Source organism: Diaphorobacter sp. ED-3 (assembly GCF_027625375.1).
GTDB lineage: Bacteria > Pseudomonadota > Gammaproteobacteria > Burkholderiales > Burkholderiaceae_C > Diaphorobacter > Diaphorobacter nitroreducens.
Window position 1 is genome coordinate 3,447,187 of the sequence record NZ_CP115182.1, and the last position, 26,261, is coordinate 3,473,447.

Genomic DNA, 26,261 nt, shown 5'->3' on the forward strand with positions numbered 1-26,261 from the left:
CAGGCGTGCAGCCTGCCGGGCCTGGGTGACGCTGGACTGCGTCGCCGTCAGGCGGTCACTGCCTCTGAGTTCAGGCTGGCGTAGTGGCGCACCAGGCTCATCAGCTCCTCGTCGGAGTAGGGCTTGCCCAGGTAGTGGTTCACGCCGAGTTCCATCGCATGGTCGCGGTGCTTCTGCGCAATGCGCGAAGTGATCATGATGATCGGCAGGTCCTGCAGCGCAGCGTCGGAGCGGATGTTGCGCGCGAGGTCAAAACCGTCCATGCGCGGCATCTCGATGTCGGACAACACGACCGCGGGGCGCTCTTCCTGCAGGCGCTCCAGCGCCTGCAGGCCGTCGGCCGCCAGGGCCACTCGGTAGCCTTCGCGCTGCAGCAGGCGCTGCGTGACGCGGCGCACGGTGATCGAGTCGTCCACCACCAGGATCAACGGCACCTGCTGCACCGGCACCAGCAGCGAAGCGGCGGGCGTGCCGCCCTCGGCAGCCACCACCGCGCCGGCTTGGTCCACCGCCGGTGCGTGCGTGGCCGCGCGCACCTGGTCGCCGTACACCGTGGCCAGCGCCACCGGGTTGTAGATCAGCACCACGGCGCCCGAAGCCAGCACGGACATGCCCGCGAGGCCTGGCAGACGCGACAGCTGCGGCCCCAGGTTCTTCACCACGACTTCCTGGTTGCCCAGCACTTCGTCCACGTGCATCGCGATGCGCTGAGACGCGCTGCGCAGGATCACCACGGGGCGGCTCTTGCCCGTGACCTCCGTGCTGCGCGAGGACGACTGGAGCAATGCACCCGCCCAGTAGAAGGGCAGATCCTCCAGGCCATCCGAGATGGTATGGCTGGCGTAGGCAGCGTCGAGCTCCGTGCCGGAACTGCGGCGCACGATCTCCACCAGGTTGGCTGGCACGCCGATGGTCAGGTTGCCCGCGCGCAGCATCACCACCTGGGTCACCGCTGTCGTGAGCGGCAGCACCATGCGGAAGGACGTTCCCTTGCCCGCCTCGGTAGAGGTCTCGATACGGCCACCCAGGGCATTCACCTCCGAGCGCACCACGTCCATGCCGATACCACGGCCGGAAAGGCCCGTGATCTCCGACGCCGTGGAGAAGCCCGGCATGAAGATCAGGTTGGCCGCCTCGCCATCGCTCAGCTGCGCATCGGGGGCAATCAACCCTTGCGCCACGGCCTTGTCCCGGATGCGGGCGATGTTCAGGCCTGCCCCGTCGTCGCGGAACGCCACCGACACGTCGTTGCCCTCGTGCCGCAAGTCGATGGAGATCGAGCCCACAGGAGCCTTGCCGGCAGCAGCGCGCGTCTCGGGTTCCTCGATGCCGTGCCCAACGCAGTTGCGCAGCAGGTGTTCGAACGCAGGGGTCATGCGGTCCAGCACACCGCGGTCCATTTCGATGGAACCGCCCGAAATGTCCAGCTTGATCTGCTTGCCGGTTTCCTTGGATGCCTGGCGCACCACCGCATAGAGGCGTTCCGAGATGCCCTCGAACTCCACCATGCGCGTGCGCAGCAGGTCGCGCTGCAACTCACGTGCCTGCCGGCCCTGGGCGATCAGATCGTCTTCGGCGTCTTCCATCGCACGTTGCATGTTGCGCTGCACGGTGGCCACGTCGTTGACCGACTCCGCCATCATGCGCGTCAGTTCCTGAACGCGGGTGAATCGGTCGAATTCCAGCGGATCGAAGCCCGCCGCCATGTCCTTGGACAGGGCCAAGCGGGACTGCATCTGCGATTCCGCCTGTACCTCGATGTCACGCAACTGCTGGCGCAGGCGCTCCAGGTTGCCCGACAAATCGGTCAGCGAACTGCGCAGTTGCGACATGCGCACGTCCAGCCGCGAACGCGCGATCATCACTTCGCCAGCCTGGTTCACCAGCCGGTCGAGCAACTGCGAACGTACGCGCACGGAATGCCCACCTGCCGCACGCAGGGGGGCCGGCGCAGGGACTGCACCCAACGGCGCACGCAACGCAACGGGCGGAGCGAGCGGCTGGGAAAGCCCTGGCGCGGGAGCGGATTGGACCACCTGTGCGTCCTGTCCATGCTCAGCGGCCGGTACCGCCGGCTCCGCTCCAGTTGCGCGCAGTGCGTCGAAACTCGCCTGCAATGCGTCGAAGTTGACCAGCAAGGGCTCAATGTCTGCGGCCGCCACGGTTTCCGTGTCGATCTGCTCCACGGCCGTTTCCATGCGGTGCGCCATTTCGCCAAGCCGCATCGCGCCTGCCAGGCGCGCACTGCCCTTGAGGGTGTGCAGGGCGCGCAGCAGTTCGCTGCGTGCGCCCAGGTTCTCCGGCCGCGACGACCACTGGCGCAACGCCCCACCCAGCGTGGGCAGCAGTTCAACCGCTTCTTCCTCGAAAATGGGAAACAGATCGGGGTCGATGTTGTCCAGCGCATCGATGTCGTCATCGATATCGACGGTGGTCGACACGGCAGGTGCGACAGTATCGCCAATCACGCGGTCGTGGCCTACGGGGAGCGTAGGCGCCACCACGGGCGATGGGGCAGCCGGCTCGTCGACGGCGGTCACATGCGCGGTGCCCTGAGGCGTTGCCGGAGCCGGCTCCAGCGTCTCAAATGCCTGTGCCTGTGCCTGTGCCTCTGCCTCGGCGAAAGCACGGTCTTCCAGCGACACCATGCCGCTGATCACTTCGGTCTGCAGGATCTCGTTGAGCTGTTCCAGCACCGAGGCGCTGGGCTCCTTCAGGAAGCCTGCGGCGAATTGGTGCAGCAGCCTCCGGATGTCCTCGGCAGCGGCGTTGAATGCCTGCGCATGCTCGGGGAGACCCTGCTGCAGCAGTTGAACATGCTGCAGCGTATGTTCCAGGGTACGCGCAAGATTGGACAGTGCCAAGAACCCGACAGTGGCAGAGCTGCCTGCCAGCGAGTGCGCCAACGCCACCGCGCTGTCCGGCAGCGGCTGGTGCAATTCCAGCGACCATTCCTGCAACGCAGTCACGAGGCGGCGCGACCATTCGTCGGCCTCGTTGAGGTACACGTTGTACAGCGGTATGCCGATGCGCAGGTGCTCGATGACCTTGACCGCTTCGTCGACCGCTTCCTCCACCGGACCGTCCGTCCCAGCCGCGGTTTCAGCGGCTTGCGCAGACGGTACGTCCGCCGCTGGCTCCTCGTCCAGGATGAACTCGGGTTGGACGCCATCCGTGCCGATAAAGAATGTCTCGTCCTGCCGCACCGCCGATGCGTTATCCGCCGGCTCCGCCACCGTGTCAGCCGCTACTGTTGAAGCGGGTTGGCCGACCTCCTGCGCTGGCGCATCGGTGGCTTGCAGCGCAGCCTCGAACAGGGAGAAATCCACCTCCTCCGTCACCGTCTCGGGAGCTGCGGGCACCTCCTCCACCGGCAACACGGCCTGGTCGGCCTCATCCGCATCGATGAAGGTGTCGACAAAGTCGCCGCCCACTTCCTCATGGCCCGCCGTCGCGTCCTGAGACGGCACGTCGACATCCGGCAGCACCAGATCAAACTCCAGCGCGGCAGCGTTGGCGTGGGCGTCAACCGCTTCGAGCGGTGCAGGCGGTTCAATGGCAAATGCTTGTGGTTCGGCCGCGGGCTCCGGAAGGTCTGGCACCGACAACACGGGCTCGTCAGGCAGCAGCGGTTCTGCGGGCACTTGCGGCGCCACGACCGCAGTGGTGTCCGCGGAGTCGGAGGAGGGCACGCCCAGTGGCAGCAGCGTGCCATCCGTGCGCATCGCATCCGCCGCAACCCGGAAGGCTTCGGCCTTCCACGGGTCGGCAGCTCCTGCTGCGATGTCATCGGCCCATCGACCGAAGGCGCCCAACGCCTCGGAGGAGAGTTGCAGCAGCGCTTCCTTGATGGGTTTTTGCTCGGCCAGCCAGGCATTGAGCGTCTGCTCCATGGACCACGCGGCTTCACCAAATTCGTTCAGTCCCACCATGCGCGAGCTACCCTTGAGGGTATGGAAGGCCCGCCGCAGCGTGGTCTGCTCGCTCAGGTCACCCGGTGCAGCACGCAGCGCGTCGATGGCCGACAAGCCGGTGGCGACAACTTCGCGCGCCTCTTCCAGGAAGATGTCGAGCAGTTCATCCTCGCCATCGTCCTCCGGCAGGGCTGCGGCAGCGACGTTGCTCGAAGGAACCACTGGAAGCGCGGGCTCTTCCGGAGCGACCACCGCCGAAACGGCGCCTTCCGACGTCGCCACGTCCACGTCAAGCAGCGAAAAATCAATGTCCGCCAGTGCAGACGGCGTGGCGCTCTCGACCACAGCCGCAGCCGCGGGTTCGGGTGCGTCGGGGAATGGGAGCTCCAACGCGGGCACGGCTGGCGCTTCCTGATCATGCGCGCCCGGATGAGGCAGTTGCGCACGCGCCCGCCCCATGAGGACACGCAACTCGCCCAGCTCTTCGTCGTAAACGAAGAGCTTGCGCGCCATGGCACGCTGATAGCTCAGCATGTCGATGAGAAAGCCCAGCGCTCCTAGGCTGTTGCCCAGTTTCTCGAAAACCTGCGGGCGCTCTTCCTCGGGCAGGTCGTTGGTCAGCATGCGCTCGACCGTGTCGCGCATGCGCACCACGGCCAAGGAGGCCTGATCCAGTCCCAGCACGGACAGCACGCCGCGCATCTGCTGCAAGCTGCCAGGCACGGAGGCAAGCAGGCTCATGTCTTCCGGGCTGCGGAAGAACTGGTCCATGGACTTCTCTGCCTCTGCCAGAGTCGCACGCAGTTCACCGACCACGCTACCCATGGTCTGGTGGTCACTGACGCGGCGATACAGCTCTTCCATCCAGGGTTCAAGAGGCTGCGATTCCCCGCCGGCAACCACGCTGTCCAGTCGCTCGGACAGCCGCGCAGCTCGCTCCGCCATGTACTGCTGGGCGGCATCCAGCTCCTCGAAGGACGCCTGCAGATACAGCACAGAGGTGGCCACTTCCATGGCCAGCGCTGCCGAAGGAGGCTCGCCCGACCGCGTGGTGGCCTCCAGGGCACGCGTCAGGGCCAGTGCCAGGCTTTCGCTGTCCGGGTGCAGTTTGCGCAATGAATCGCACACCAGGCTGAACTGGTCCGCTGCCGGTTTGAGCTTGTTGCGGTCTCCACCCGCAAGTGCGGACCAGGTTTCCGTGGCCGCGGCAATGCGCTTGCGCGCCTGCGCAAGAATGGCAGGGTCGAAAAGACCGAAGCGCGGCTGGTCATAGTCCACCGGCTGGTAGCGATTCAAATCAAACGCGCGCCGCACGGCCGTCAGTACCGGCATGCGGGAAGCTGCATCCGCCGTCGCAGGCACCACGGCCTGGGCGCAGAAGAACAGAAGATCCTGCACCAGACGGTCGCTGATCGCCGTGTCCCCCTTGGCCAGGGTGGCGTATTGCATCAGCACGCGCGAAGCGACGCGCTTGGCATACAGGTCCGGATTGAGTGCCTGCTGCGCCAACGCCTCGAAAAAGCCTGCACAGATCTTCCAGAAAGCGCGAGCCTGGCGGTCGGTCTGCGCCGCAGCGAAGCCCAGGCAGGTTGTCTGCATGTCTGCAGCGGCGCCCGGGTCCGCATTCTTCACCAGCCGCAGTACAGCGCTGTCCAGCCGCGCACGCGCTTCCGATCCATAGGGCAGCGGCGCAGCGGCAACCGGCACGTCAGGATCATGGAAGCGCCGCTCCACGGGCCACAAGTCCGCTGGATGCACCCGCTCGCCCCCCGCCAGCGTCTGCGCCTCGCGGTACTGGGGAAACAGCGCCACCGGCGACACGGACTTGCCTGCGAGCACATGCTCCAGGTATTCGATCAAGGCAAAGCTGGCGCGCTCGATGACGGCCGCTGCATCATCGCTGCAGGTCTCCGGCCGCTGAACGAACCGCTGGACCGCCGTTTCCATGGCGCGCAACACCAGGGCCGGAGGCGCCATGCCCACCATCTCCAGCGCGCCGCTGGCCTGGTGGAGTTGCTGGCGTGCGATGCGCAAAGGCCCCGCGTCCAGTGAGGCGAGATCGGACTCCCGCGCTATCTCGGCATCGCGCACGAAACGGCGCATGGCCTTGACGGCACCATCCAAGGATTTGCGCAGTTCATCGAGCACCCATGCGAGCGGCCCAAGATCCTGCTCGCCCTGGGCCCAATCGGCGCCCTGTGCGTTTGCGGCGTCAACAGATGACATGGATTCGTCCCCGGCTGATCCGGAGCAAGTTCGTTAATGGAAGACGTCAGGCAATCTTGAATCGCGCCACCGACTGGCGCAGTTCCTCGGCCACGTGAGACAGTTCACGCACCTGCTGCGCAGTCGTACGGGTACCTTCTCCGGTCTGCTCCGTCACCGCAAAAATATGCTGGATGTTGTCTGCCACGCCGTTGGCGAGGTCCGCTTCGCGGGAGGCTGACGATGAGATCTGCTCAATCAGCTCGGCCAGCCGCCGCGACACGCGGTCGATCTCCGAAAGCGCCGTTCCTGCGCTGTCCGACAGACGCGCTCCTTCCACCACGCCCTGGGTGGAACGCTCCATAGCGGCCACCGCGTCCTGGGTGTCGGTCTGAATGGCCTTCACGAGCGCCGAGATCTGGCGCGTGGCGTCTGCGGAGCGCTCCGCGAGACGCTGCACTTCTTCCGCCACCACCGAGAAGCCGCGACCGGCTTCACCGGCGGAGGCAGCCTGGATGGCCGCGTTCAGAGCCAGCACGTTGGTCTGCTCGGTAATGTCCGAGATCAGCTCGGTGATTTCGCCAATCTCCTGGGATGACTCGCCCAGGCGCTTGATGCGCTTGGACGTATCCTGGATCTGGTCGCGGATGGCGTTCATACCACCGATGGCGTTTTGCACGGCCTGCAGACCCTGGTCGGCGGCCTGCAGCGACTGGCGGGCCACCGAGGCGGATTCCTGCGCTTGCGAAGACACGTCGTTAATACGCGTTGCCATCTCGAGCACCGAACGGCCCGTTTCACGGATTTCACGCAGCTGCTCGGTCGAAGCCGCCAGCAGTTCCGTAGAGGTGCTGTCCACCTGCGCGGTGGTCTGGGCCATCCGGGCCGCGGTGTTCTGCACGTTGCCCACCAGCTGGCGGAGCTCTTCCACCGTGTAGTTCACCGAGTCGGCGATGGCGCCCGTGATGTCCTCCGTCACGGTGGCTTCCTGCGTCAGGTCCCCTTCAGCGACCGATTGCAGTTCGTTCATCAGTCGCAGAATGGCCGCCTGGTTGGCGTCGTTGATGCGCTTGGCTTCCTGTTCCTGGCGCTTGGCATCACGCTGCTGTGCTTCGGCCGTGGCTTGGCGGCTGCGGCTGTCCAGCAGCTGCACGCGCGAAATACCCACGCCGCACAGCAGCACGAAGATACCGGCCACGGCGAGCGCGGCGAACTGGCCCGCACCCATGCCCGATTGTGCCGACAGCTTGCTCTGCAGGCCTTCCAGTTGACGGCGCAGCGGTTCGCTGTCTGCCAGGATGGCCGACTGCGCCTCACGTGCGGACACCAGACCCTGGAGGTTGCCCAGGATGGCGCCGGCTTGTGTACGCGTCTGCTCATACAGCTTGATGAGCGACTCCAGTTGCTCGCGGGTCTGGGCATCGCGGGTGGCAGCCAGGCGGAGGTCGGCGCTACCGTCCAGCATGCCCTGTGCGATTTCCTTGAAGGAGTTCAAGTCCTTGCCGAGCAGGAACACCGCCTCAGGGCTCACGCCCTCCGTCGTTTGGAACTCGTTAGCCGACTTGCCGATACGCTGGGTCAACATCACGAGCTGGCCTGCGGCAGAAATCTCGGAGGCGGGCGCATTTTGCTGAAGCTTCAGGGACGAGACCGTCTCCGCGATCTCCAGCAGGTCCGAGGACTGGCGGTTGATGGTACGCAGAGCGTCGCCCACCTGCGTCAGGATCTTTTGCTGCCCCATCACCACGCCCGCGTTACGCTCGGCACGCTCCACCAGCGGCGTGATGGCATCCAGTTCGGGGCGGAAAGGCTCGCCCAGTGCCTGCACATCCAGTTCGTTGTCGCCGCCGTTGAGTGCGCGCACGTTGCGCGCCAGCACGCCCGAGCTCTCCACCACGTCGGGGAAGGCCTGGGGGCTGCCCACCAAGGCCTGCGACACGGACTTTGCAAGCCGCTGCGACTGCATCAGCGACTGGCCGGTCGCCGTCAGCTGCTGCGCCGAGCGGTTGGCTTGCTGCAGCACCCAGCCGGCAATCAAGGCGAGCACCACCAAGCCAACACCCAGCAGCATCAGCAGGCGGCGCTGGTGGACGGCAGTGGTTGCGCGGCCCAGCAGAGGCAGCGAGACCAAGTCTTCATCCGCAAACTCCCCTTCGGGATATTGCGCCGCATCGCCGGGATCGCCCTGCACGCTGGCCATGCCATCGGTCTGGTACGCATCGGCAAGCAGTCCGCCCGTCGGGTGCTGCGCCAAGTCAGTGGGGTTCAGCTCAGCATCCGGGTCGGCGGGCTTGCGGTTAAACAATTTTCCAAATGGATTGACGACGGACATGGTGCTGCCTTACAGAAATAATCAAGCGCTGATGCTGAGAAAAGCGGGATGCTGGGAAAGAGCGTGCAGGTTCAATTCCTGCCAACGCGTGCCCTGTGCATCAAGATAGGTGGTGCCGAAATAGGGGGGCGCATCGGCCTCCGGCGGCTCGGAGGCGACGAAGGCCTCCATTCCCCGCAGGCCGGACAGCCGGTCCACGAGCAAGGCGGCATTCACGTCCAGCGCACCATTGAAGGCCAGCAGGCTGGATTCTGACAAGGCCTGCTCCGTGCGCATCTGCGCGGCGCCAAGGAGGCCCGCCAGATCCACCACGCCGGTGAGCGCGCCACGCAGGTTGGCCACGCCCAGGAACCACGGTTGGGTATACGGAACGGGCTGCACCCCGCCCCAGGAGAAGATCTCCCCCGATTGTCCAAGAGGGAGAAGGAAATAGCGTCCGGCAGACTCCACGGCCAACCAGGACGACACGGACACACCCTCGCCTCTGGCAGCCTGCAGCCGGGCGGCAAGTCGTGTCTGTAGCTCTTTCAGGGCTTCGCGGTTAGCCATGGGTATGCAGCCGGCCTCAGTTCAGCGCGTCGATCTTGGCCTGCAGTTCTGCAGGATCGACTGGCTTGGTGATGTAGCCGCGCGCGCCCTGGCGCATGCCCCACACGCGATCGGTTTCCTGGTTCTTGCTCGTGCACATGATGATGGGCACATCCGCATACTGCGGATCGCGGGTAATGGCACGGGTCAGCTGGAAACCGTTTTGGCCGGGCATGACCACGTCCATCAGGATCAGGTCCGGCTTTTCCTCGGCCAGACGGCGAAATGCCTCTTCGGCATTCTCGGCGGTACGCACTTGCATGCCCTTTTTCTGCAGCAAGTCGGTCAGAAACATCAACTCGGTCTTCGAGTCGTCCACGACCAAAACTTTCTGAATCGGCATTACAAAACTCCTTATTGGGCATTTCCAAATTGCTGCACAGCCTGCAGCAACTGGTCTTTGGTAAATGGTTTGGTCAGATATTCCTGGCAACCGACCATGCGGCCGCGCGCCTTATCGAAAACCCCGTCCTTGGATGAAAGCATTACCACGGGCGTATCAGCAAAATGCGCGTTGCGTTTGATGATGGCGCAGGTCTGATAACCATCCAGCTTGGGCATGAGGATGTCGCAGAAAATCAGCTGAGGCTGGTAATCATTGACTTTGGCCAAGGCATCGAAACCATCGTCGGCCAATAAAACCTCGTGCCCTCCCTGCTTGAGGAAAATTTCGGCGCTGCGCCGTATGGTATTGCTGTCGTCCACCACCAGGACACGGAAGGTGGGACCGGTCGTCGTCGTAGCCAATTTCTCACTGCTCCTGAGGAACGAAAAAACAACGCTGGCAGGAGCCGCGCCTCAAATCTCGACCATCTCGAAGTCTTCCTTGCGGGCGCCGCATTCGGGACAGGTCCAGTTCATGGGAACGTCTGCCCAGCGGGTGTTGGGGGCAATGCCGTGCTCGGGGCAGCCCGCAGCTTCGTCATATATCCAACCGCAAATCAAACACATCCAAGTTTTTGGGTCCGTCACAGCTTAAGGGGCCTTCACATAGAATGCAACGATTGTATCTAGTCATCACTGCCGGATGCAGCTTTCGTGCCACCGGTTACGCTGGCACCCACCCATGCAATCGAATACCCCTTCAGAACCCGACAGCCAAAGCTTGACGGCGGATGACAGCGAATCCACCGCCCCCACCATCTGCGTGATGGTTTTCAATGCAAACGACCCCAGCGGCGCGGGAGGATTGGCGGCCGATATTTCGGCGGTGTCCTCGGTCGGGGGGCATGTCGCGCCAGTGGTGACCGGGACCTATGTGCGTGACAGCGCCGAGATATTCGACCATTACGCCTTTGAAGACGAGACGGTCGCCGAGCAGGCCCGTGCAGTGCTGGAGGATATGCCGCTGCACGCGATCAAGGTCGGCTTCGTGGGGAGCCCCGAGAACCTGAGCGCCATCTCCGAGATCGCCGCCGACTATGCGGACGTGCCCGTCATCGCCTTCATGCCGGACCTGTCGTGGTGGCAGGACGACCTCATCGACCAGTACCACGACGCCTTCCGCGAGCTGTTGCTGCCGCAGACATCGGTGTTGGTTGGAAACCACAGCACCCTGTGGCGCTGGCTGCTGCCGGACTGGGGCAGTGAGCGCCCACCCTCGGCACGCGACCTGGCCATGGCAGTCGCGGAGATAGGCGTGCCCTACCTATTGGTGACCGGCATTCCCGCGGCGGAGCGGCATATCGACAATGTGCTCGCCTCACCGCAAACGGTGCTGGGCAGCGGGCGCTTCGAACGCTTTGAAGTGACTTTCATCGGAGCGGGCGACACCCTGTCGGCCACCCTGGCGGCGCTCATTGCCACCGGCAGCGACCTGGGCGAGGCCACGAGCGAAGCGCTCACTTACCTGGACGGCTGCCTGCAGCACGGATTCCGCCCCGGCATGGGCCATGTGCTGCCCGACCGCATGTTCTGGGCCCAGCCCGACGACGAGGACACCGACGACGACGTATCTCCCTCCGCGGTGGTGGAGGGCTTCGATTTGCCACCCCATGACACACAACACTGATCTCAATCTCCCCCTTTTCGAACGCGCCAAGGCGCTCATCCCCGGCGGCGTGAATTCGCCGGTGCGCGCCTTCCGCGCCGTGGGCGGCACGCCCCGCTTTATCACGCGTGCCCAGGGCGCCTACATGTGGGACGCCAACGGCCAGCGCTTCATCGACTACATCGGCTCCTGGGGACCCATGATCCTGGGCCATGGCCACCCCGCCGTGCTGGAGTCCGTGCAGAAAGCAGCTCTGGAGGGCTTCAGCTTCGGCGCGCCAACCGAGCGTGAAGTGGAGCTGGCCGAGGAGATCATCCGCCACGTGCCGTCCATGGAGATGATCCGCCTGGTCAGCTCGGGCACCGAGGCCGGCATGAGCGCCATCCGCCTCGCGCGCGGCGCCACCCGGCGCAACAAGATCATCAAGTTCAACGGCTGCTACCACGGCCATGCCGACTCGCTGCTGGTCAAGGCCGGCTCGGGCCTGGCCACCTTCGGCCACGCCACCAGCGCCGGCGTGCCGCAAGAGGTGGTGCAGCACACCCTGGTGCTGGAATACAACGACGTGGCCCAACTGGAGGAGGCCTTCACGCTGCACGGCCCCGACGTCGCCTGCGTGATCATGGAGCCCATCGCCGGCAACATGAACTTCGTGCGCGCCAGCGTGCCCTTCATGCGCCGCGCGCGCGAGCTGTGCACGCAGCACGGCGCGTTGCTGGTCATCGACGAGGTCATGACCGGCTTTCGCGTGGCGCTGGGCGGGGCGCAAAGCCTGTACGCCCAGGCCATCCCGGGCTTCAAGCCGGACATCACCGTGCTCGGCAAGGTCATCGGTGGCGGCATGCCGCTGGCGGCCTTCGGCGGCTCGCGCGCCGTGATGGAGCAGCTTGCGCCGCTGGGCCCGGTCTACCAGGCGGGCACGCTGTCGGGCAACCCGGTGGCCACGGCCTGCGGACTGGCCACACTGCGCGAGATCGCCAAGCCCGGTTTCTACGACGCCCTGGGCGCTCGCACCCGCGCCCTGATCGACGGCCTCGCGGGCGCTGCCAGCGCTGCGGGTGTGCCGTTCTGCGGCGACACCCAGGGCGGCATGTTCGGCTTCTTCCTGCTGCCGCAACTGCCGCAGAACTACCCCGAGGTGCTCAACACCGACGGCATGCGCTTCAACACGCTGTTCCACGGCCTGCTGGACGGCGGCGTCTACATTGCCCCGGCGCTCTACGAAGCCGGCTTTGTGAGTGCCGCCCACACCGAGAAGGACATCGCCGACACCGTGGCCGTGGCGCGCGACGTGTTCCAAAAGCTATAGTTTTCATAGCTTCCAGCGCTTGATGGGAGAGCGCTGGAGGCATAAAACGTGCTTACTCGCCCGCACCCATCCTTGCGGGTGACCGGCGGATGGGCGCATTGACGCGTGCGCGACGGTGGTTCATGAAACCGTCATCCCTTGCTGCGAGCCTTGGCGGGTTCATCACCTTTCACCCGCCCGCCATGCAGCGACACGACGATTCCAAGCCCCTCACCAACCTCCTGCAGGCTGCGCACGCCAGCACCCCGCCCGCCGCAGACGGCGGGCGCCGTCGTTTCGTGCGGCAGATCACGCTGGGCGCCGCCGCGCTGGGCACCCTGCCCCTGGCGGCCTGTGGCGGCGGCGACGATGACGCACCCGCCGTACAGTTCGCGCACGGCGTGGCCAGCGGCGACCCGCTGGCCGACCGCGTCATGCTCTGGACGCGCGTCACGCCGCCCGCCGACTTCAGCGCCGAGATCCCCGTGCAGTGGGAGGTGGCCAGCGACGCCGCCTTCGCCAGCATCGTGGCGCGCGGCGAGGTGCGCACCAGCGCCGCGCGCGACTACACGGTCAAGGTGGACGCCACGGGCCTGAAGCCCGCCACCGCCTACCACTACCGCTTCAAGGCCTTCGAGGCCACCTCGCCCACGGGACGTACCCGCACCCTGCCCACGGGCAGCGTGGCCCAGGTGAAGCTGGCCGTGTTCTCGTGCGCCAACTACCCGGCCGGCTACTTCAACGTGTACGCCGATGCCGCCCGGCGCGGCGACCTGGATGCCACCGTGCACCTGGGCGACTACCTCTACGAATACGGCCAGGGCGGCTACGCCTCGGGCAACGCGGCGGCGCTGAGCCGCCTGTCCCAGCCGGCCAACGAGATCCTGAGCCTTGCCGACTACCGCACGCGCCATGCCCAGTACCGGACCGATGCCGACCTGCAGGCGCTGCACGCCGCCGCGCCCATGATCGCCGTGTGGGACGACCACGAGATCGCCAACGACACCTGGATGAACGGCGCGGAAAACCACCAAGCCGCCGAAGGCAGCTTTACCGCGCGCAAGGCCGTGGCGCTGCAGGCGTACCACGAGTGGATGCCCACACGCAATGCGCAGCCGGACGTCATCTACCGCAGCTTCGCCTTCGGCAACCTGCTGGCGCTGCACATGCTGGACACGCGCGTGGTGGGACGCGATGCGCAGGTCGACTACGCCGCCTTCTTCAAGCCCGGCGGCTTCGACGCAGCGGGCTTCACCGCGGCCGTGGGCAATCCCGCGCGCCAGTTGCTGGGCACCGCGCAGACGCAATGGCTGCAGCAGCAGATGGCCGCCTCCAGCGCCACCTGGCAGATGCTGGGCCAGCAGGTGCTGATGGGCCGCATGAACATCCCCGCGCCCATCCTCATGGAAACGCTGCAGCCGGGCAGCGGCGTGACGGTGTCGCGCTACGCGGCCATCGTCGCCAAGGCGCGCACGGCGCCCGCCACGCTCACGCCCGAAGAGCAGGCCATCCTGGCGCAGCCCTCCATCCCCTACAACCTGGACGCGTGGGACGGCTACCAGGCCGCCCGCGAGACGGTGCTGGGCATGGCCCGCGCCATGAACAAGAACCTGGTGGTGCTGGCGGGCGACACGCACAATGCCTGGGCCAGCGAGCTGAACGACATGAACGGCAACCCCGTGGGCGTGGAGTTCGCCACCTCGTCGGTGAGCTCGCCCGGCTTCGAGGAATACCTGCCCAATGAAAACCCGGCCACGCTGTCGGCGGCGCTGCTGCAGCTGGTGGAGCCACTCAAGTACTGCGACACCGCGCGCCGCGGCTACATGGTGGTGACCGCCACGGCCACCGAATGCCGCGCGCAGTGGGTGTACGTGAACACCATTACCAGCCGCCAGTTCACCACCAGCGCCGAGACCACGCTGGCCGTACAGGCCGGCACGCCGGGCCGCCTGCTGAAGGTGTGAGCGGGACGGCGCAAGCGGTGCCGCCGTCCACGCGAGTGGTTTACAGCGTTTTCTGACTCTAACGCCCGTCCAATAAGCGCTAACAGCTATTGATTCAATAGCACACCACCCTCGGCGGGCGGCAGCGCCAACAGCCACTGCGCCATCTGCAGGGCCTGCGCCTCGGTGATCTGGGGATGGCGCGGCATCAGCGTGCGGCCCCACACGCCCACGCTGCCCTCGCGGATCCTGCCGGCCAGGTACGCGGCCGCATCACTGCGGCCGGCGTAGCGCGCGGCGATCTGGCGAAAGCCCGGGCCTACGGCGTGCCGCTCCAGGCCATGGCAACGCAGGCAATCCGATGCCTCGACCAGCGCGCGGCCCGCGGCCCGTTCCGGGTGCGCCTGCTGGGCGGCGCCCAGCGCCTGGGCTGCGGGCCCCGGCTGCAGGATGCGCCAGCCCACGTTGAGCACCCCCAGCACCACCAGCACCATGAACACCATCAGCACCCAGCCCAGCCAGCGGGGCCGGGGCGGCGGTGTGTCGTCGTGCAGCGGGTCTGGGTCCACCGGCATGCGGCGTGGTCAGCGCGTGTCAGTGGCGGAAGTGGCGCACGCCCGTGAAGACCATGGCCACGCCGCGCTCGTTGGCCGCGTCGATGACCTCCTGGTCGCGCATGGAACCACCGGGCTGGGCCACGCAGGTCGCGCCCGCGTCGACCACCACGTCCAGCCCATCGCGGAACGGGAAGAAGGCGTCGCTGGCCACCACGGTGTTCTGCAGGGACAGGCCCGCGGCCTGCGCCTTGATGCTGGCGATGCGCGCCGAATCCAGCCGGCTCATCTGGCCCGCACCCACGCCCATGGTCATGCCGCCCTTCACGAACACGATGGCGTTGCTCTTGACGTACTTGGCCACCTTCCAGGCGAACAGCAGGTCCTGCATCTCTTCCTGCGTGGGCTGCTTGAGGGTCACCACCTTCACATCGGGCAGTTGCAGCTCATGGTTGTCGGCCGTCTGCAGCAGCAGGCCCGAGCCCACGCGCTTGGCGTCCATCAGGTTGCGCCCCTGCTCCCACGCCGTGGCACCGCCGGAGGCAGGCAACGCGATCTTCATCAGGCGCACGTTGGCCTTGGCCTTGAACACCTCCAGCGCCTCGGGCGTGAAGTCGGGCGCCATCAGCACTTCGACGAACTGCTTGGCGATCTGCTGCGCGGCCGCGCCGTCCACGGGGCGGTTCAGCGCGATGATGCCGCCGAAGGCGCTCGTCGGGTCGGTCTGGAAGGCCTTGCTGTAGGCCTCCAGCGCGCTCGTGCCCACGGCCACGCCGCAGGGGTTGGCGTGCTTGACGATCACGCAGGCCGGCAGCTTGAAGCTCTTGACGCATTCCCAGGCGGCGTCGGCGTCGGCAATGTTGTTGTACGAGAGTTCCTTGCCCTGCAGCTGCACGCCGGTGACGATGGAGCCGGGCGCGGGGTGCAGGTCGCGGTACAGCGCGGCCTGCTGGTGGCTGTTCTCGCCGTAGCGCAGGTCCTGGATCTTGGTGAAGATGCCGTTGCTCTGGCCGGGAAACAGCGCGCGTTCGGGCACGTAGCTCTCGGACAGCTTGGCCTCGTCGAACTGGATGGACGACAGGTAGTCGCTGATGGCGCCGTCGTACTGCGCGATGCGGTTGAACGCCGCCACCGACAGCGCGAAGCGCAGCTTGTCGGACAGCTTGCCCGCGGCCTTCAACTCGCCCAGCACCGCGTCGTACTGGTCGGCCGAGGTGACCACGCCCACGTCCTTCCAGTTCTTGGCAGCGCTGCGCACCATGGCGGGGCCGCCGATGTCGATGTTCTCGATGGCGTCGGCCAGCGTGCAGCCGGCCTTGGCCACCGTGGCCTCGAACGGGTAGAGGTTGACCACCAGCAGGTCGATGGTGTCGATGCCGTGCTCCTTCAGCGCCGCCATGTGCGCAGGCAGCTCGCGGCGCGCCAGCAGGCCGCCATGCACCTTGGGGTGCAGCGTCTTCACGCGGCCGTCCAGCATCTCGGGGAACTGCGTGACCTCGGCCACCTCGGTGACGGGCAGGCCGCTCTCGGCCAGCAGCTTGGCGGTGCCGCCGGTGGACAGCAGGCGGATGCCCAGCGCATGCAGTGCCTGGGCAAATTCGACGATGCCGGTCTTGTCGGAGACGGAGAGGAGTGCGTTCATGGGGGACTCGTGATGGTTTTGATGAAATCGGGCTGTAGCGCTTGATGGGAAAGCGCCACCAGCTATTCTTTTAGAAGCAACATCAGAGCAGCTTGTGCTCCACCAGCTTCTTGCGCAGCGTGTTGCGGTTCAGCCCCAGCCATTCGGCGGCGCGGGACTGGTTGTTGTCGGCGTGGCTCATCACCACCTCCAGCAGCGGCTTTTCCACCAGGCGCACGACCATGTCGTACACGCCGTCGGGCGTCTCGCCGCCCAGGTCGCGAAAGTAGCCCTGCAGGCTCTCGCGCACGCATTGTTCAATGTTGTTCCGGCTCATGCTCTGTTTCCCTCACGGGCGGGACCGCGTCGGCGCCGTCGTGTGCGGACGGCAGCCGGTCCATCTGCGCGCCCAGCGCGCTGAAGAAATCGGCCACCGCCTGCCACTGCGCCGCGCAGTCCTCGATGGTGTTGATGTGTTGTCGCAGTGCCTCGCCGCCCGGCAGCGCGCGCACATACCAGGCGATGTGCTTGCGCGCACTGCGCACGCCGCTGGCCTCGCCGTACAGGCCGTAGTGGTCCTGCAGGTGCTCCAGCAGCAGGCGGCGCACCTCGGCCACCAGCGGCGGCGCGAGGTGCTCGCCAGTGGCGAGGTAGTGGCCGATCTCGCGGAAGATCCACGGCCGGCCCTGGGCCGCGCGCCCGATCATGACCGCGTCGGCACCTGTGGCGGCCAGCACCGCCCGGGCTTTCTCGGGCGACGTGATGTCGCCATTGGCCACCACGGGCACGCGCACCGCGGCCTTCACGGCAGCGATGGTGTCGTACTCCGCCTGGCCCTTGTACCCCTGCTCGCGCGTGCGGCCGTGCACGGTCAGCATCTGGATGCCCACGTCCTCGAAGCGGCGCGCCAGCACCACGGCGTTCTTGTGCTGCTGGCACCAGCCGGTGCGCATCTTCAGCGTGACCGGCACGCCGCGCGGTGCGCAGGCGGCCACCACGGCCTCGGCGATCTCCACGGCCAGGGCTTCGTTCTGCATCAGGGCGGAGCCCGCCCACTTGTTGCAGACCTTCTTGGCGGGGCAGCCCATGTTGATGTCGATGATCTGTGCGCCGCGGTCGATGTTGTAGAGCGCGGCCTCGGCCATCATGTCCGCGTCGGTGCCGGCGATCTGCACCGCGATCGGGCCGGGCTCGCCCTCGTGGTTGGCGCGGCGGCTGGTCTTGAGGCTGTTCCACAGGTCCTTGCGCGAGGTCACCATCTCACTCACCGCATAGCCCGCGCCCAGCCGCTTGCACAGCTGGCGAAACGGCCGGTCCGTCACGCCCGCCATGGGGGCGACGAACAGGCGGTTGGCCAAGGGAATGGGGCCGATCTGCATGGACGGTACGGGCGGGCTGGGGGTGTGTGGGCGAAGGGGCGGATTCTACCTGCCCAAAATTTCAGCAACCGAAAAGCCAGCACTGCGATTGCGCATGTTGCGCCCGCGGGTGGCGACGCAGCCAGCGCACCGCTGCCCCTACACTTGCAGCCCTGCTATGGAAATCTGGATGCACCAACTGCTGGACCTGCTGGCTCTGCCCCAATTCGGCCTGAGCACGGTGTTCATCGTGGCCTTCATCTCCGCCACGCTGCTGCCCGTGGGCTCGGAGCCGGCGGTGTTCGGCCTGGTCAAGCTGAACCCCGAACTGCTCTGGCCCGCGATCCTGGTGGCTACGGCCGGCAACACGCTGGGCGGCGCGGTCAGCTGGTGGATGGGCCTGGGCGCGCACCGCGCCTGGGACGCCGCGCGCCGGCACCGCCACGCGGGCCATGCGCAGCCCCCCGCCAAGCCCGCCCGCGAACTGAGCCGCACCGAACGGCGCGCCCGCGTGTGGCTGCGCCGCTGGGGGCCCAAGACCTGCCTGCTGAGCTGGCTGCCCGTGGTGGGCGACCCGCTGTGCGCCGTGGCCGGCTGGCTGCGCATGCCGTTCTGGCCCTGCCTGGTCTACATGGCGATTGGCAAGTTCTTCCGCTATGCCAGCATGACGGCCGGCCTGCTGTACCTGGTGCCGGGCGACTGGGTACGCTGGCTGTATCCCTGATCGCACGGCATACGGGCGCGGCACTCGCACCCGGCGCCGGGGGTCACGCGAGGGGACGCACGGCGCGCCACAGCTTCAGCAAGTGCGGCAGCGCGGGTGCTGGCTCCCCACGCATGCACACCAGGCACCGCGGACTTTCCTGGGCCTTTGTGCCCGACAAGCGGGCGCTGCCAGCCGAAGTGCGGGTCAGACGTTGAAGAGGAAGTTCATCACGTCGCCGTCCTTGACGACGTATTCCTTGCCTTCGGCGCGCATCTTGCCCGCGTCCTTGGCGCCCTGCTCGCCCTTGTACTGGCTGAAATCCTCGAACGCGATGGTCTGCGCGCGGATGAAGCCGCGCTCGAAGTCGCCGTGGATCACGCCGGCCGCCTGCGGCGCGGTATCGCCCACGTGGATGGTCCAGGCGCGCACTTCCTTCACGCCGGCCGTGAAGTAGGTCTGCAGGCCCAGCAGCTTGAAGCCCGCGCGGATCAGGCGGTTCAGGCCCGGCTCCTCCAGCCCCATTTCCTGCAGGAACATGTCGCGGTCCTCGTCGCCCATCTCGGCCATCTCGGCCTCGATCTTGGCGCAGATGGCGACCACGGGCGCGCCCTGGGCCTCGGCATAGGCCTTGAGCTTGTCCAGCAGGGGGTTGTTCTCGAAGCCGTCCTCGGCCACGTTGCCCACGAACATCGCCGGCTTGGCGGTGATCAGGCAGAACTGCTTGAGCAGCGGCGCGTCTTCCTTGGACACCGGCACGGTGCGCGCCGGCTTGCCCTCATCCAGCGCAGCCTGGATGGGCGTGAGCAGTTGCACCAGCTTGGCGGCTTCCTTGTCGTTGCCGCTCTTGGCCGCCTTGCTGTAGCGCTGCAGGGCCTTCTCGACGGTGGCCAGGTCGGCCAGGCACAGCTCGGTCTGGATGACCTCGATGTCGGCGATGGGATCCACGCGGCCTGCCACGTGGATCACGTTCGGGTCCTCGAAGCAACGCACCACGTTGACGATGGCATCGGTCTCGCGGATGTGCGCCAGGAACTGGTTGCCCAGGCCTTCGCCCTTGGAGGCACCGGCCACCAGGCCCGCGATGTCGACGAACTCGACGATGGCGGGCACGATGCGCTCGGGATTGATGATCTCTGCCAGCTGCTGCAGGCGCGGATCGGGCACCTCCACCACGCCGGTGTTGGGCTCGATGGTGCAAAAAGGGTAGTTCTCGGCGGCAATGCCGGCCTTGGTGAGGGCGTTAAAGAGGGTGGACTTGCCGACGTTGGGCAGGCCCACGATGCCGCATTTCAGGCTCATGGCAGGGCTTTCGTAGGTTCGGGAGACAAACCCGCCATTTTACGGGAGGGGGTATGCAGCGAAGCGCGCGCGCGCCAATGCCCCGCAGGCGCTCCCCTCGCCAGGCGCCCCCGCAGGGCCCCCTCAGTCGAACCGCAGGTTGGCCGCCACGGGCTGGCCCACGCGCAGCACCGTGCCAGAGCCCTCGCGCACGATGGCATTCATGGCGAAGGTGATCGCGCCGTCCATGCGCGGGTCCTGGCGGTAACGGCGCAGGGCCGTGCTGACGGCCGGGGTGCTCTCGGCCGTGGCGGGGTCGATGTTGGGGATGGGGCAGCGCGTGCACGGCTTGACGAGCTGCAGCCGCACATCGCCTTCGCCCGTGCCGATGAAAAGCTCGTCGATGCGGTCTTCGTCGTGCGCCTCGACCCCGGCAATCACCAGGTTGGGCCGAAAGCGCTCCATGCCCACCGCCCCCTCGCCCGCGGCCAGCAGCCGCTCGTTGAGGCCGTCCAGCGACCCCTGGCTCGCCACCAGCAGCGGAAAGCCGTCCGCGAACTGGGTGGGCGCCTCGATGCCGCCGGTCCACCGCAGGCTGGACAGCCGGCGGTGCTCCGGGTCAAACCGCACCAGCCGGCAGCGCAGCCCCAAAAAGTCCGAAAACCACTGCGCGGCCAGGTCGCCCATGTCCCAGGCGGGCACGGTGTCGTCCCACACCTGCACGGTGGCCGGCTGCTCGACCCGGTCCAGCGCCACATGCAGCGCCAGCATGCCGGGCGCGCGCAGCACCAGGTCGTCGCTGCGCAACTGCGGGCGAATCAGCGCCATGCGCGGCAGCGTGCGCTGCGACAGGAACACGCCCTGCGCGTCGACCACCATCCAGGCGCGGTCCAGGTCCAGCCCGGTATCGGTCAGCAGAGCCTGCTGCACCTCGATGCCCGCGCAGGACTTCACGGGATGGATGAACAGCCGGGCCACGGTACCGGTCAAGTCATGGTCTGCACGAAAGCTCACGCTGCTGCTCCTGTCGCTGTCGATGGATGAGGGGATTGGCCCGCGATTGTGCCGCCGCCCCACCCGGCGCAGGGGCGTAGCGCGGCTCCTACAATCCCGGGATGGCGCAGACATTTGACGTATGTATCCGCGGCGCGGGCGTGGTGGGCCGCACCTTGGCACTCTTGCTGGCGCGCGACCGCCTGCGCGTGGCGCTGGTGGGCCCGCCGGAGGGCTCCCCCTCCGACGGCGACGTGCGCGCCTACGCGCTCAATGCCGCCTCGCGCGCGCTGCTGGAATCCGTGCGCGGCTGGCCCGACGCGCAGCATGCGACGGCCGTGCTGCAGATGCAGGTGCACGCCGACCAGGACGGCCAGGTGCGCTTTGACGCGGCCCAGCAGGGCCACGAGGCGCTGGCCTGGATCGTGGACGTGCCCGCGCTGGAGGCGCGCCTGGCAGATGCCGTGCGCTTTCAGCCGCTGGTGGAGCCGGTCGCCGCACCCGTGGACGCCGCGCTCACCGTGGTGTGCGAAGGCCGCGCCAGCCGCACGCGCGCCGAGTTCGGTGCCGAATTCGACATCACCCCCTACGCCCAGCACGCGATCGCCACGCGGCTGGTGTGCGAGCGGCCCCACGGCCAGGTGGCGCGCCAGTGGTTCCTGCCCGACGGCGGCATCCTCGCCTTCCTGCCGCTGGACGGCGCCCAGGGGCGCACCGTGGCCGTGGTGTGGTCGGTGCCGCAGGAGCAGGCTCCGCACTGGCTGCAGGCCGACGAAGGCAGCTTCACCCAGCGCCTGCGCGAAGCCAGCCGCGATGCGCTGGGCGCTTTGCAGCTCGCGGGCCCGCGCGCCAGCTGGCCGCTGCAGCAGGCCCAGGCGCGCCACTGGTGCGGCGCCCTGCCCGGCCAGTCCGCCCTGGGTGCGCGCCGCAGCTGGGCACTGGCCGGCGACGCCGCACACAACGTGCACCCCCTGGCCGGCCAGGGCCTGAACCTGGGCCTGGGCGACGCGCGCACGCTGGCGCGTGTGCTGCACGAGCGCGCGGCTTGGCGCAGCGTGGGCGATCTGCGCCTGCTGCGCAGCTACGAGCGCGAACGCAAGGCCGCGCTGCTGCCGATGGGCATGGCCATGGACGGTCTGCAGCAACTCTTCACCCGGCGCGAGGGCGCGCTGGCCGCGCTGCGCAACTGGGGCATGAAGGGCTTCGAGCGCAGCGGCCCGCTCAAGGCCTGGGTGGCCCGCCAGGCCATGGGCGCTGACTGATACGACGAGCCCCTTTTTCTGAGTAGAACGGAAACCAACGCAATGAAACTCCTCCCCACCTTGCTGGCCGCCACTGCCCTGTGCCTGGGCCTGAACGCATCGGCACAGGACGCCGCGATCCGCAAGGCGCTGGCCGAGCGCATCCCGCAGCTGCAGCAGATCGACGAAGTGCGCTCCACGCCCATGAAGGGGCTGTACGAGGTGCGCATCGGCACCGACCTGTTCTACACCGACGCCCAGGGCAACTACCTGATCCAGGGCGAGCTGATCGACACCAAGGCGCGGCGCAACCTGACAGAGGACCGCATCAACAAACTGACGGCGGTGGACTTCAAGGCCCTGCCGCTGCAGGACGCCTTCACCCTGGTGCGTGGCAACGGCGAGCGCAAGCTGGCGGTGTTCGAGGACCCGAACTGCGGTTACTGCAAGCGCTTCGAGAAGGACATGCAGAACGTGGACAACGTGACGGTGTACCTGTTCCTCTACCCCATCCTTAGCCCCGACTCGGCCGAGAAGTCGCGCAACATCTGGTGCGCCAAGGACCGCGCGGCCGCGTGGGACGACCACATGCTGCGCGACAAGACGCCCGCAGCGGCCAGCTGCGACACGGCAGCGCTGCAGCGCAACCTGGCGTTCGGGCGCAAGCACAAGATCACCGGCACGCCCACGCTGATCTTTGCCGACGGCTCGCGCGTGCCCGGCGCCATCGGCGCGCAGGACGTGGAAAAGCGCCTGGCCGCTGCCGGGAAGTAAGGCGCCACTGCCGCCCACCGCGCATCCTTCACCGGCATGCGCTGCAAATATGAGAGCTGCTAGCGCTTGCTCACTGAGGACTTTCAATACATTTCATATTGATACCCTTGTGTAGTAAGCGCAAGCAGCTATTTTTTTTGACATCACCCCTCTCGCTGCATTCCGCCATGTCTCTTGCCGCCAGCACCGCCGCCGTCCATTACCGCATCGACCCCACGCAGACCCACGCCCACCTGTACCGCGTCACGCTCACCGTGGCGGTGCCGGCGGCGCAGCAGGAACTGTCGCTGCCGGTGTGGATTCCGGGCAGTTACCTGGTGCGCGAGTTCTCCAAGAACCTGCAGTCGCTGCAGGCGCAGCAGGGCGGCGCCCCCGTGCCCCTGCAACAGCTGGACAAGCACCGCTGGCGCGCGCAGTGCACGGCGGGCACGCCGCTGGTGCTGAGCTACGAGGTGGCCGCCTACGACACCTCGGTGCGCACCGCCTGGCTGGACGCCACGCGGGGCTTCTTCAACGGCACCAGCCTGTGCCTGCGCGTGCACGGGCAAGAGGAGGCGCCGCACACGCTGGAGGTCGCGTGCCGGCCCGCGCTGGCCGGCTGGTCGCTGGCTACGGGGCTGGAGCCGGTGGCGGTCGCACCGTCCGGCTTCGGGCTGTACCGCGCACGCAACTATGACGAACTGGTCGACTGCCCCGTGGAGATGGGCCCGTTCTGGAGCGCCCAATTCACCGCCTGCGGCGTGACGCACCAGCTGGTGGTGGCGGGCGCCGCGCCGTCGTTGGATGGCGAGCGCCTGCTGCGCGACGTGCAGCGCATCTGCGAGGAGGCCATCCGCTTTTGGCATGGCGCGCAGCAGCCGCCGTTCACACGCTATGTGTTCCTGCTCAACGTGGTGCACGACGGCTACGGCGGGCTGGAACACGGCAACTCCACCGCCCTCATCTGCGGCCGGCGCGACCTGCCGCGCGTGGGCGAGGCCGCCACGCCCGAGGGCTACACCACCCTGCTCGGCCTCATCAGCCATGAGTACTTCCACACCTGGAACGTCAAGCGCCTGCGCCCCGCCGAATTCGCGCGCTACGACTACACGCGCGAGAACTACACCGAGCTGCTGTGGTTTTTCGAAGGCTTCACCAGCTATTACGACGACCTGCTGCTGCGCCGCGCGGGCCTGGTGGACCACGCCACCTACCTGCGTCTGCTGACCAAGAACATCAACCAGATGCTGCAGACGCCGGGCCGCCAGGTGCAGTCGGTGGCGCAGGCCAGCTTCGACGCCTGGGTCAAGTACTACCGCCAGGATGAGAACACGCCCAACAGCACCGTGAGCTACTACACCAAGGGCGCGCTGGTGGGCCTGTGCCTGGACCTCGCGCTGCGCCGCGAAGGCCGCACCACGCTGGACGACGTGATGCGCGCGTTGTGGCAGCGCACCGGCGGCGGCCCCATGGCCGAGACCGACCTGCTGGCCGTTTTGCAGGAGTTGTCGGGGCGCGACTGGTCCGGCGAGATCGGGCAGTGGGCGCACGGCACGGCGGAGCTGCCGCTGGCCGAGCTGCTGGCTGCCCATGGCATCCGGCTGCAGGCGGAGCCCGCGCAGATCGCCCAGCGCCTGGGCCTGCGCGTGAACGAGAACCACGGCGTACACATCAAGACCGTGCTGCGCGGCGGTGCGGCAGAGGCAGCCGGCTTCATGGCCGGCGACGAATGGCTGGCGCTGGAAACGCCGGGCCAGGCCTGGCGCCTGCACAAGTTGGACGATGTGCCGCTGTACGCCGCCAGCGCCACCCAGATCACGGCCCTGGTGGCGCGCGACCAGCGTCTGATGCGCCTGGCGCTCACTCTGCCAGGCGCCGGCGCGGCCTCTGACACGGTGCGCCTGGACGTGCAGGACGCCGCCGCGGCCCAGCGCTGGCTGGGGCCGGCCCAGCCGGGTCCTCAGGCATGAAGGCTTGGGTATATTCCCGGCATCCCACCCACTACAAACAGGAGATCACCTTGGCCTACGAATGCATCGAAGTCCGCACCGAAGCGGACAAGGTCGGCATCATCACGCTCGCCCGTCCAAAACAGCTCAACGCGCTCAACGACCAGCTCATGACCGAGCTGGGCGAGGCCCTCAAGGCGTTCGACGCCGACGAGAAGATCGGCTGCATCATCCTGACGGGCAGCGAGAAGGCCTTCGCCGCGGGCGCCGACATCGGCGCCATGGCCAAGTACAGCTTTGCCGATGCGTACAAGGGCGACTACATCACGCGCAACTGGGAGCAGATCCGCAGCATCCGCAAGCCCGTCATCGCGGCGGTGAGCGGCTACGCGCTAGGCGGCGGCTGCGAGCTGGCGATGATGTGCGACTTCATCATCGCGGCGGACAATGCCAAGTTCGGACAGCCCGAAATCAAGCTGGGCGTGATCCCCGGCGCGGGCGGCACGCAGCGCCTGCCGCGCGCCGTGGGCAAGGCCAAGGCCATGGACATGGCCCTCACCGGCCGCATGATGGACGCCACGGAAGCCGAGCGCTCCGGCCTCGTCAGCCGCGTGGTGCCGCTGGACAAGCTGATGGAAGAAGCCCTGGGCGCGGCCCTCGTCATCAGCGGTTTCTCGCAGATCGCCGTGATGGCCGCCAAGGAATCGGTGAACCGCGCCTTCGAAGGGACTTTGAGCGATGGCGTGATGTTCGAGCGCCGCCTGTTCCATGCGCTGTTCGCCACCCAGGACCAGAAGGAAGGCATGGACGCCTTCGTGAACAAGCGCGCCGCAGTCTTCACGCACCAATAAATTTTTGTTCTATAATTCGCGGCTTCGGTGGTATAGCTCAGTTGGTTAGAGCGCAGCATTCATAATGCTGATGTCCCAGGTTCAAGTCCCGGTACCACCACCAGATACAACCCGCAGCGCCCCAGGTGCTGCGGGTTTTTCTTTAGCCGCGTGGCGGGCCGGCGCCTGCCACTAGAATTTTCGTTTCAGCCCCTGGATGTACACCATGAATCGCTGCAACACCCTCACCTTCGCGTCCACCCGCACCCGCGGCGCCTGGCTGGCGACCCTCGCATGCCTGGCACTGCTGGGCGGCGCCGCGTCCACGGCCGCCACGGCCCAGACGGTGGCGGCCACCGGCCTTGCGCGCACCTTCCCCGCCAATGCGCTGCGCGGCACGCTGAACTTCCAAGACCGCACGACGGCCCTGCTCAACGGCAATGCCATCCAGGTGGCGCCGGGCATGCGCCTGTTCAGCCCGCAGAACGCGCTGGTCATGACCCACACCGTGCAGGGCAAGCCCCTGAAGGTGAACTACGTGACCGAGGCCAGCACGGGCATGCTGCTCACCGCCTGGATCCTCACGCCCGCCGAGGCCGCCTTGCCCCGCAAGGGCAGCGACACCGAAACCAACGTGCGTTTCGAGTGGGACACCAAGCCCGCCGCGCTGCGCTGACACACCCGCGCTGATCCACCGCGCTGAAGCCCGGCGCGCGTT

21 protein-coding genes and 1 tRNA gene are annotated in these 26,261 nt (G+C 67.1%); 10 read left to right on the top strand and 12 right to left on the bottom strand.

The genetic code is table 11. The features are described 5' to 3' along the window. Positions 1 to 47: 47 nt before the first annotated feature. From PCQ86_RS16750 to PCQ86_RS16775, 6 genes are read right to left on the bottom strand one after another with little or no spacing between them, the layout of a single operon-like run. Entirely contained in the window at positions 48 to 6,140 is a 6,093-nt protein-coding gene (locus PCQ86_RS16750; protein WP_270174255.1) for a hybrid sensor histidine kinase/response regulator, read from the bottom strand. Positions 6,141 to 6,186: 46 nt separating this feature from the next. Further along, positions 6,187 to 8,451: a methyl-accepting chemotaxis protein gene (locus PCQ86_RS16755; RefSeq protein ID WP_270174256.1), complete on the bottom strand. Its 2,265-nt coding sequence runs from the start codon at positions 8,449 to 8,451 to the stop codon at positions 6,187 to 6,189. A gap of 21 nt (positions 8,452 to 8,472) precedes the next feature. Next, positions 8,473 to 9,000: a chemotaxis protein CheW gene (locus PCQ86_RS16760; RefSeq protein ID WP_270174257.1), complete on the bottom strand. Its 528-nt coding sequence runs from the start codon at positions 8,998 to 9,000 to the stop codon at positions 8,473 to 8,475. 16 nt (positions 9,001 to 9,016) lie between these two features. Then, on the bottom strand, positions 9,017 to 9,382 hold the full coding sequence (locus tag PCQ86_RS16765; RefSeq protein WP_011806674.1) for a response regulator: 366 nt from the start codon (positions 9,380 to 9,382) through the stop codon (positions 9,017 to 9,019). Positions 9,383 to 9,393: 11 nt separating this feature from the next. Then, positions 9,394 to 9,786: a response regulator gene (locus PCQ86_RS16770; RefSeq protein ID WP_011806675.1), complete on the bottom strand. Its 393-nt coding sequence runs from the start codon at positions 9,784 to 9,786 to the stop codon at positions 9,394 to 9,396. Between the two features lie 51 nt (positions 9,787 to 9,837). After that, positions 9,838 to 9,990 carry a rubredoxin gene (locus PCQ86_RS16775; protein WP_011806676.1) on the bottom strand — a complete coding sequence of 51 codons (153 nt, stop codon included), beginning with the start codon at positions 9,988 to 9,990 and terminating at the stop codon, positions 9,838 to 9,840. Positions 9,991 to 10,105: 115 nt separating this feature from the next. On the opposite strand from PCQ86_RS16775, the gene thiD reads away from it, so the two are divergent. The 3 genes from thiD to PCQ86_RS16790 all read left to right on the top strand — a co-directional run bounded on the left by thiD (position 10,106) and on the right by PCQ86_RS16790 (position 14,281). Continuing rightward, positions 10,106 to 11,050: a bifunctional hydroxymethylpyrimidine kinase/phosphomethylpyrimidine kinase gene (gene thiD, locus PCQ86_RS16780; protein WP_135148301.1), complete on the top strand. Its 945-nt coding sequence runs from the start codon at positions 10,106 to 10,108 to the stop codon at positions 11,048 to 11,050. Next, positions 11,034 to 12,338 (top strand): glutamate-1-semialdehyde 2,1-aminomutase, encoded by a 1,305-nt coding sequence (hemL, locus tag PCQ86_RS16785; RefSeq protein WP_270174258.1) that lies wholly within the window; start codon positions 11,034 to 11,036, stop codon positions 12,336 to 12,338. The genes thiD and hemL overlap by 17 nt, the downstream gene beginning before the upstream one ends. 182 nt (positions 12,339 to 12,520) lie before the next feature. Then, positions 12,521 to 14,281, top strand: a complete 1,761-nt coding sequence (locus PCQ86_RS16790) for an alkaline phosphatase D family protein (RefSeq protein WP_270174259.1) — start codon at positions 12,521 to 12,523, stop codon at positions 14,279 to 14,281. Positions 14,282 to 14,367: 86 nt separating this feature from the next. Here the strand turns inward: PCQ86_RS16790 and PCQ86_RS16795 are convergent, their stop codons facing one another. The 4 genes from PCQ86_RS16795 to dusB all read right to left on the bottom strand — a co-directional run bounded on the left by PCQ86_RS16795 (position 14,368) and on the right by dusB (position 17,814). After that, positions 14,368 to 14,835 carry a c-type cytochrome gene (locus PCQ86_RS16795; protein WP_270174260.1) on the bottom strand — a complete coding sequence of 156 codons (468 nt, stop codon included), beginning with the start codon at positions 14,833 to 14,835 and terminating at the stop codon, positions 14,368 to 14,370. Positions 14,836 to 14,854: 19 nt separating this feature from the next. After that, a complete protein-coding gene (gene purH / locus PCQ86_RS16800; protein ID WP_088888382.1) occupies positions 14,855 to 16,456 on the bottom strand; it encodes a bifunctional phosphoribosylaminoimidazolecarboxamide formyltransferase/IMP cyclohydrolase in 1,602 nt (533 codons plus the stop codon). 82 nt (positions 16,457 to 16,538) lie between these two features. Next, positions 16,539 to 16,772 carry a Fis family transcriptional regulator gene (locus tag PCQ86_RS16805; protein ID WP_011806682.1) on the bottom strand — a complete coding sequence of 78 codons (234 nt, stop codon included), beginning with the start codon at positions 16,770 to 16,772 and terminating at the stop codon, positions 16,539 to 16,541. Further along, positions 16,753 to 17,814, bottom strand: coding sequence for a tRNA dihydrouridine synthase DusB (gene dusB, locus PCQ86_RS16810; RefSeq protein WP_270174261.1), 1,062 nt, complete (start codon positions 17,812 to 17,814; stop codon positions 16,753 to 16,755). Before dusB ends, PCQ86_RS16805 begins: the two co-directional genes overlap by 20 nt. A 169-nt stretch (positions 17,815 to 17,983) precedes the next feature. On the opposite strand from dusB, the gene PCQ86_RS16815 reads away from it, so the two are divergent. Then, the gene (locus PCQ86_RS16815; protein WP_270174262.1) at positions 17,984 to 18,517 is read left to right on the top strand and encodes a YqaA family protein; all 534 of its coding nucleotides are present in this window, start codon (positions 17,984 to 17,986) and stop codon (positions 18,515 to 18,517) included. 186 nt (positions 18,518 to 18,703) lie between these two features. Here the strand turns inward: PCQ86_RS16815 and ychF are convergent, their stop codons facing one another. Next, positions 18,704 to 19,798, bottom strand: a complete 1,095-nt coding sequence (gene ychF / locus PCQ86_RS16820) for a redox-regulated ATPase YchF (protein WP_270174263.1) — start codon at positions 19,796 to 19,798, stop codon at positions 18,704 to 18,706. Positions 19,799 to 19,921: 123 nt separating this feature from the next. Further along, positions 19,922 to 20,791, bottom strand: a complete 870-nt coding sequence (locus PCQ86_RS16825) for an MOSC domain-containing protein (RefSeq protein ID WP_270174264.1) — start codon at positions 20,789 to 20,791, stop codon at positions 19,922 to 19,924. A gap of 101 nt (positions 20,792 to 20,892) precedes the next feature. Here PCQ86_RS16825 and PCQ86_RS16830 point away from each other — a divergent pair, with 101 nt between their 5' ends. From PCQ86_RS16830 to PCQ86_RS16855, 6 genes are all read left to right on the top strand, one after another. Next, the gene (locus PCQ86_RS16830) at positions 20,893 to 22,032 is read left to right on the top strand and encodes an FAD-dependent monooxygenase (protein ID WP_270174265.1); all 1,140 of its coding nucleotides are present in this window, start codon (positions 20,893 to 20,895) and stop codon (positions 22,030 to 22,032) included. A gap of 42 nt (positions 22,033 to 22,074) precedes the next feature. Then, positions 22,075 to 22,785, top strand: coding sequence for a DsbC family protein (locus PCQ86_RS16835; RefSeq protein ID WP_011806716.1), 711 nt, complete (start codon positions 22,075 to 22,077; stop codon positions 22,783 to 22,785). A gap of 167 nt (positions 22,786 to 22,952) precedes the next feature. Then, positions 22,953 to 24,734: a M61 family metallopeptidase gene (locus PCQ86_RS16840; RefSeq protein WP_270174266.1), complete on the top strand. Its 1,782-nt coding sequence runs from the start codon at positions 22,953 to 22,955 to the stop codon at positions 24,732 to 24,734. 50 nt (positions 24,735 to 24,784) lie between these two features. Continuing rightward, entirely contained in the window at positions 24,785 to 25,564 is a 780-nt protein-coding gene (locus tag PCQ86_RS16845) for an enoyl-CoA hydratase (RefSeq protein ID WP_015914224.1), read from the top strand. A gap of 26 nt (positions 25,565 to 25,590) precedes the next feature. Then, positions 25,591 to 25,667: transfer RNA gene (locus PCQ86_RS16850), tRNA-Met, on the top strand. 102 nt (positions 25,668 to 25,769) lie between these two features. Further along, positions 25,770 to 26,219: a hypothetical protein gene (locus tag PCQ86_RS16855; protein WP_270174267.1), complete on the top strand. Its 450-nt coding sequence runs from the start codon at positions 25,770 to 25,772 to the stop codon at positions 26,217 to 26,219. Positions 26,220 to 26,261: the final 42 nt, after the last annotated feature.

Excerpts from the sequence above, each read along its gene's own strand:
- PCQ86_RS16750 (WP_270174255.1), bottom strand. The coding sequence starts at position 6,140 with ATGTCATCTGTTGACGCCGCAAACGCACAGGGCGCCGATTGGGCCCAG.
- PCQ86_RS16755 (WP_270174256.1), bottom strand. The coding sequence starts at position 8,451 with ATGTCCGTCGTCAATCCATTTGGAAAATTGTTTAACCGCAAGCCCGCC.
- PCQ86_RS16760 (WP_270174257.1), bottom strand. The coding sequence starts at position 9,000 with ATGGCTAACCGCGAAGCCCTGAAAGAGCTACAGACACGACTTGCCGCC.
- PCQ86_RS16765 (WP_011806674.1), bottom strand. The coding sequence starts at position 9,382 with ATGCCGATTCAGAAAGTTTTGGTCGTGGACGACTCGAAGACCGAGTTG.
- PCQ86_RS16775 (WP_011806676.1), bottom strand. The coding sequence starts at position 9,990 with ATGTGTTTGATTTGCGGTTGGATATATGACGAAGCTGCGGGCTGCCCC.
- thiD (WP_135148301.1), top strand. The coding sequence starts at position 10,106 with ATGCAATCGAATACCCCTTCAGAACCCGACAGCCAAAGCTTGACGGCG.
- hemL (WP_270174258.1), top strand. The coding sequence starts at position 11,034 with ATGACACACAACACTGATCTCAATCTCCCCCTTTTCGAACGCGCCAAG.
- PCQ86_RS16790 (WP_270174259.1), top strand. The coding sequence starts at position 12,521 with ATGCAGCGACACGACGATTCCAAGCCCCTCACCAACCTCCTGCAGGCT.
- PCQ86_RS16795 (WP_270174260.1), bottom strand. The coding sequence starts at position 14,835 with ATGCCGGTGGACCCAGACCCGCTGCACGACGACACACCGCCGCCCCGG.
- purH (WP_088888382.1), bottom strand. The coding sequence starts at position 16,456 with ATGAACGCACTCCTCTCCGTCTCCGACAAGACCGGCATCGTCGAATTT.
- PCQ86_RS16805 (WP_011806682.1), bottom strand. The coding sequence starts at position 16,772 with ATGAGCCGGAACAACATTGAACAATGCGTGCGCGAGAGCCTGCAGGGC.
- dusB (WP_270174261.1), bottom strand. The coding sequence starts at position 17,814 with ATGCAGATCGGCCCCATTCCCTTGGCCAACCGCCTGTTCGTCGCCCCC.
- PCQ86_RS16815 (WP_270174262.1), top strand. The coding sequence starts at position 17,984 with ATGCACCAACTGCTGGACCTGCTGGCTCTGCCCCAATTCGGCCTGAGC.
- ychF (WP_270174263.1), bottom strand. The coding sequence starts at position 19,798 with ATGAGCCTGAAATGCGGCATCGTGGGCCTGCCCAACGTCGGCAAGTCC.
- PCQ86_RS16830 (WP_270174265.1), top strand. The coding sequence starts at position 20,893 with ATGGCGCAGACATTTGACGTATGTATCCGCGGCGCGGGCGTGGTGGGC.
- PCQ86_RS16835 (WP_011806716.1), top strand. The coding sequence starts at position 22,075 with ATGAAACTCCTCCCCACCTTGCTGGCCGCCACTGCCCTGTGCCTGGGC.
- PCQ86_RS16840 (WP_270174266.1), top strand. The coding sequence starts at position 22,953 with ATGTCTCTTGCCGCCAGCACCGCCGCCGTCCATTACCGCATCGACCCC.
- PCQ86_RS16855 (WP_270174267.1), top strand. The coding sequence starts at position 25,770 with ATGAATCGCTGCAACACCCTCACCTTCGCGTCCACCCGCACCCGCGGC.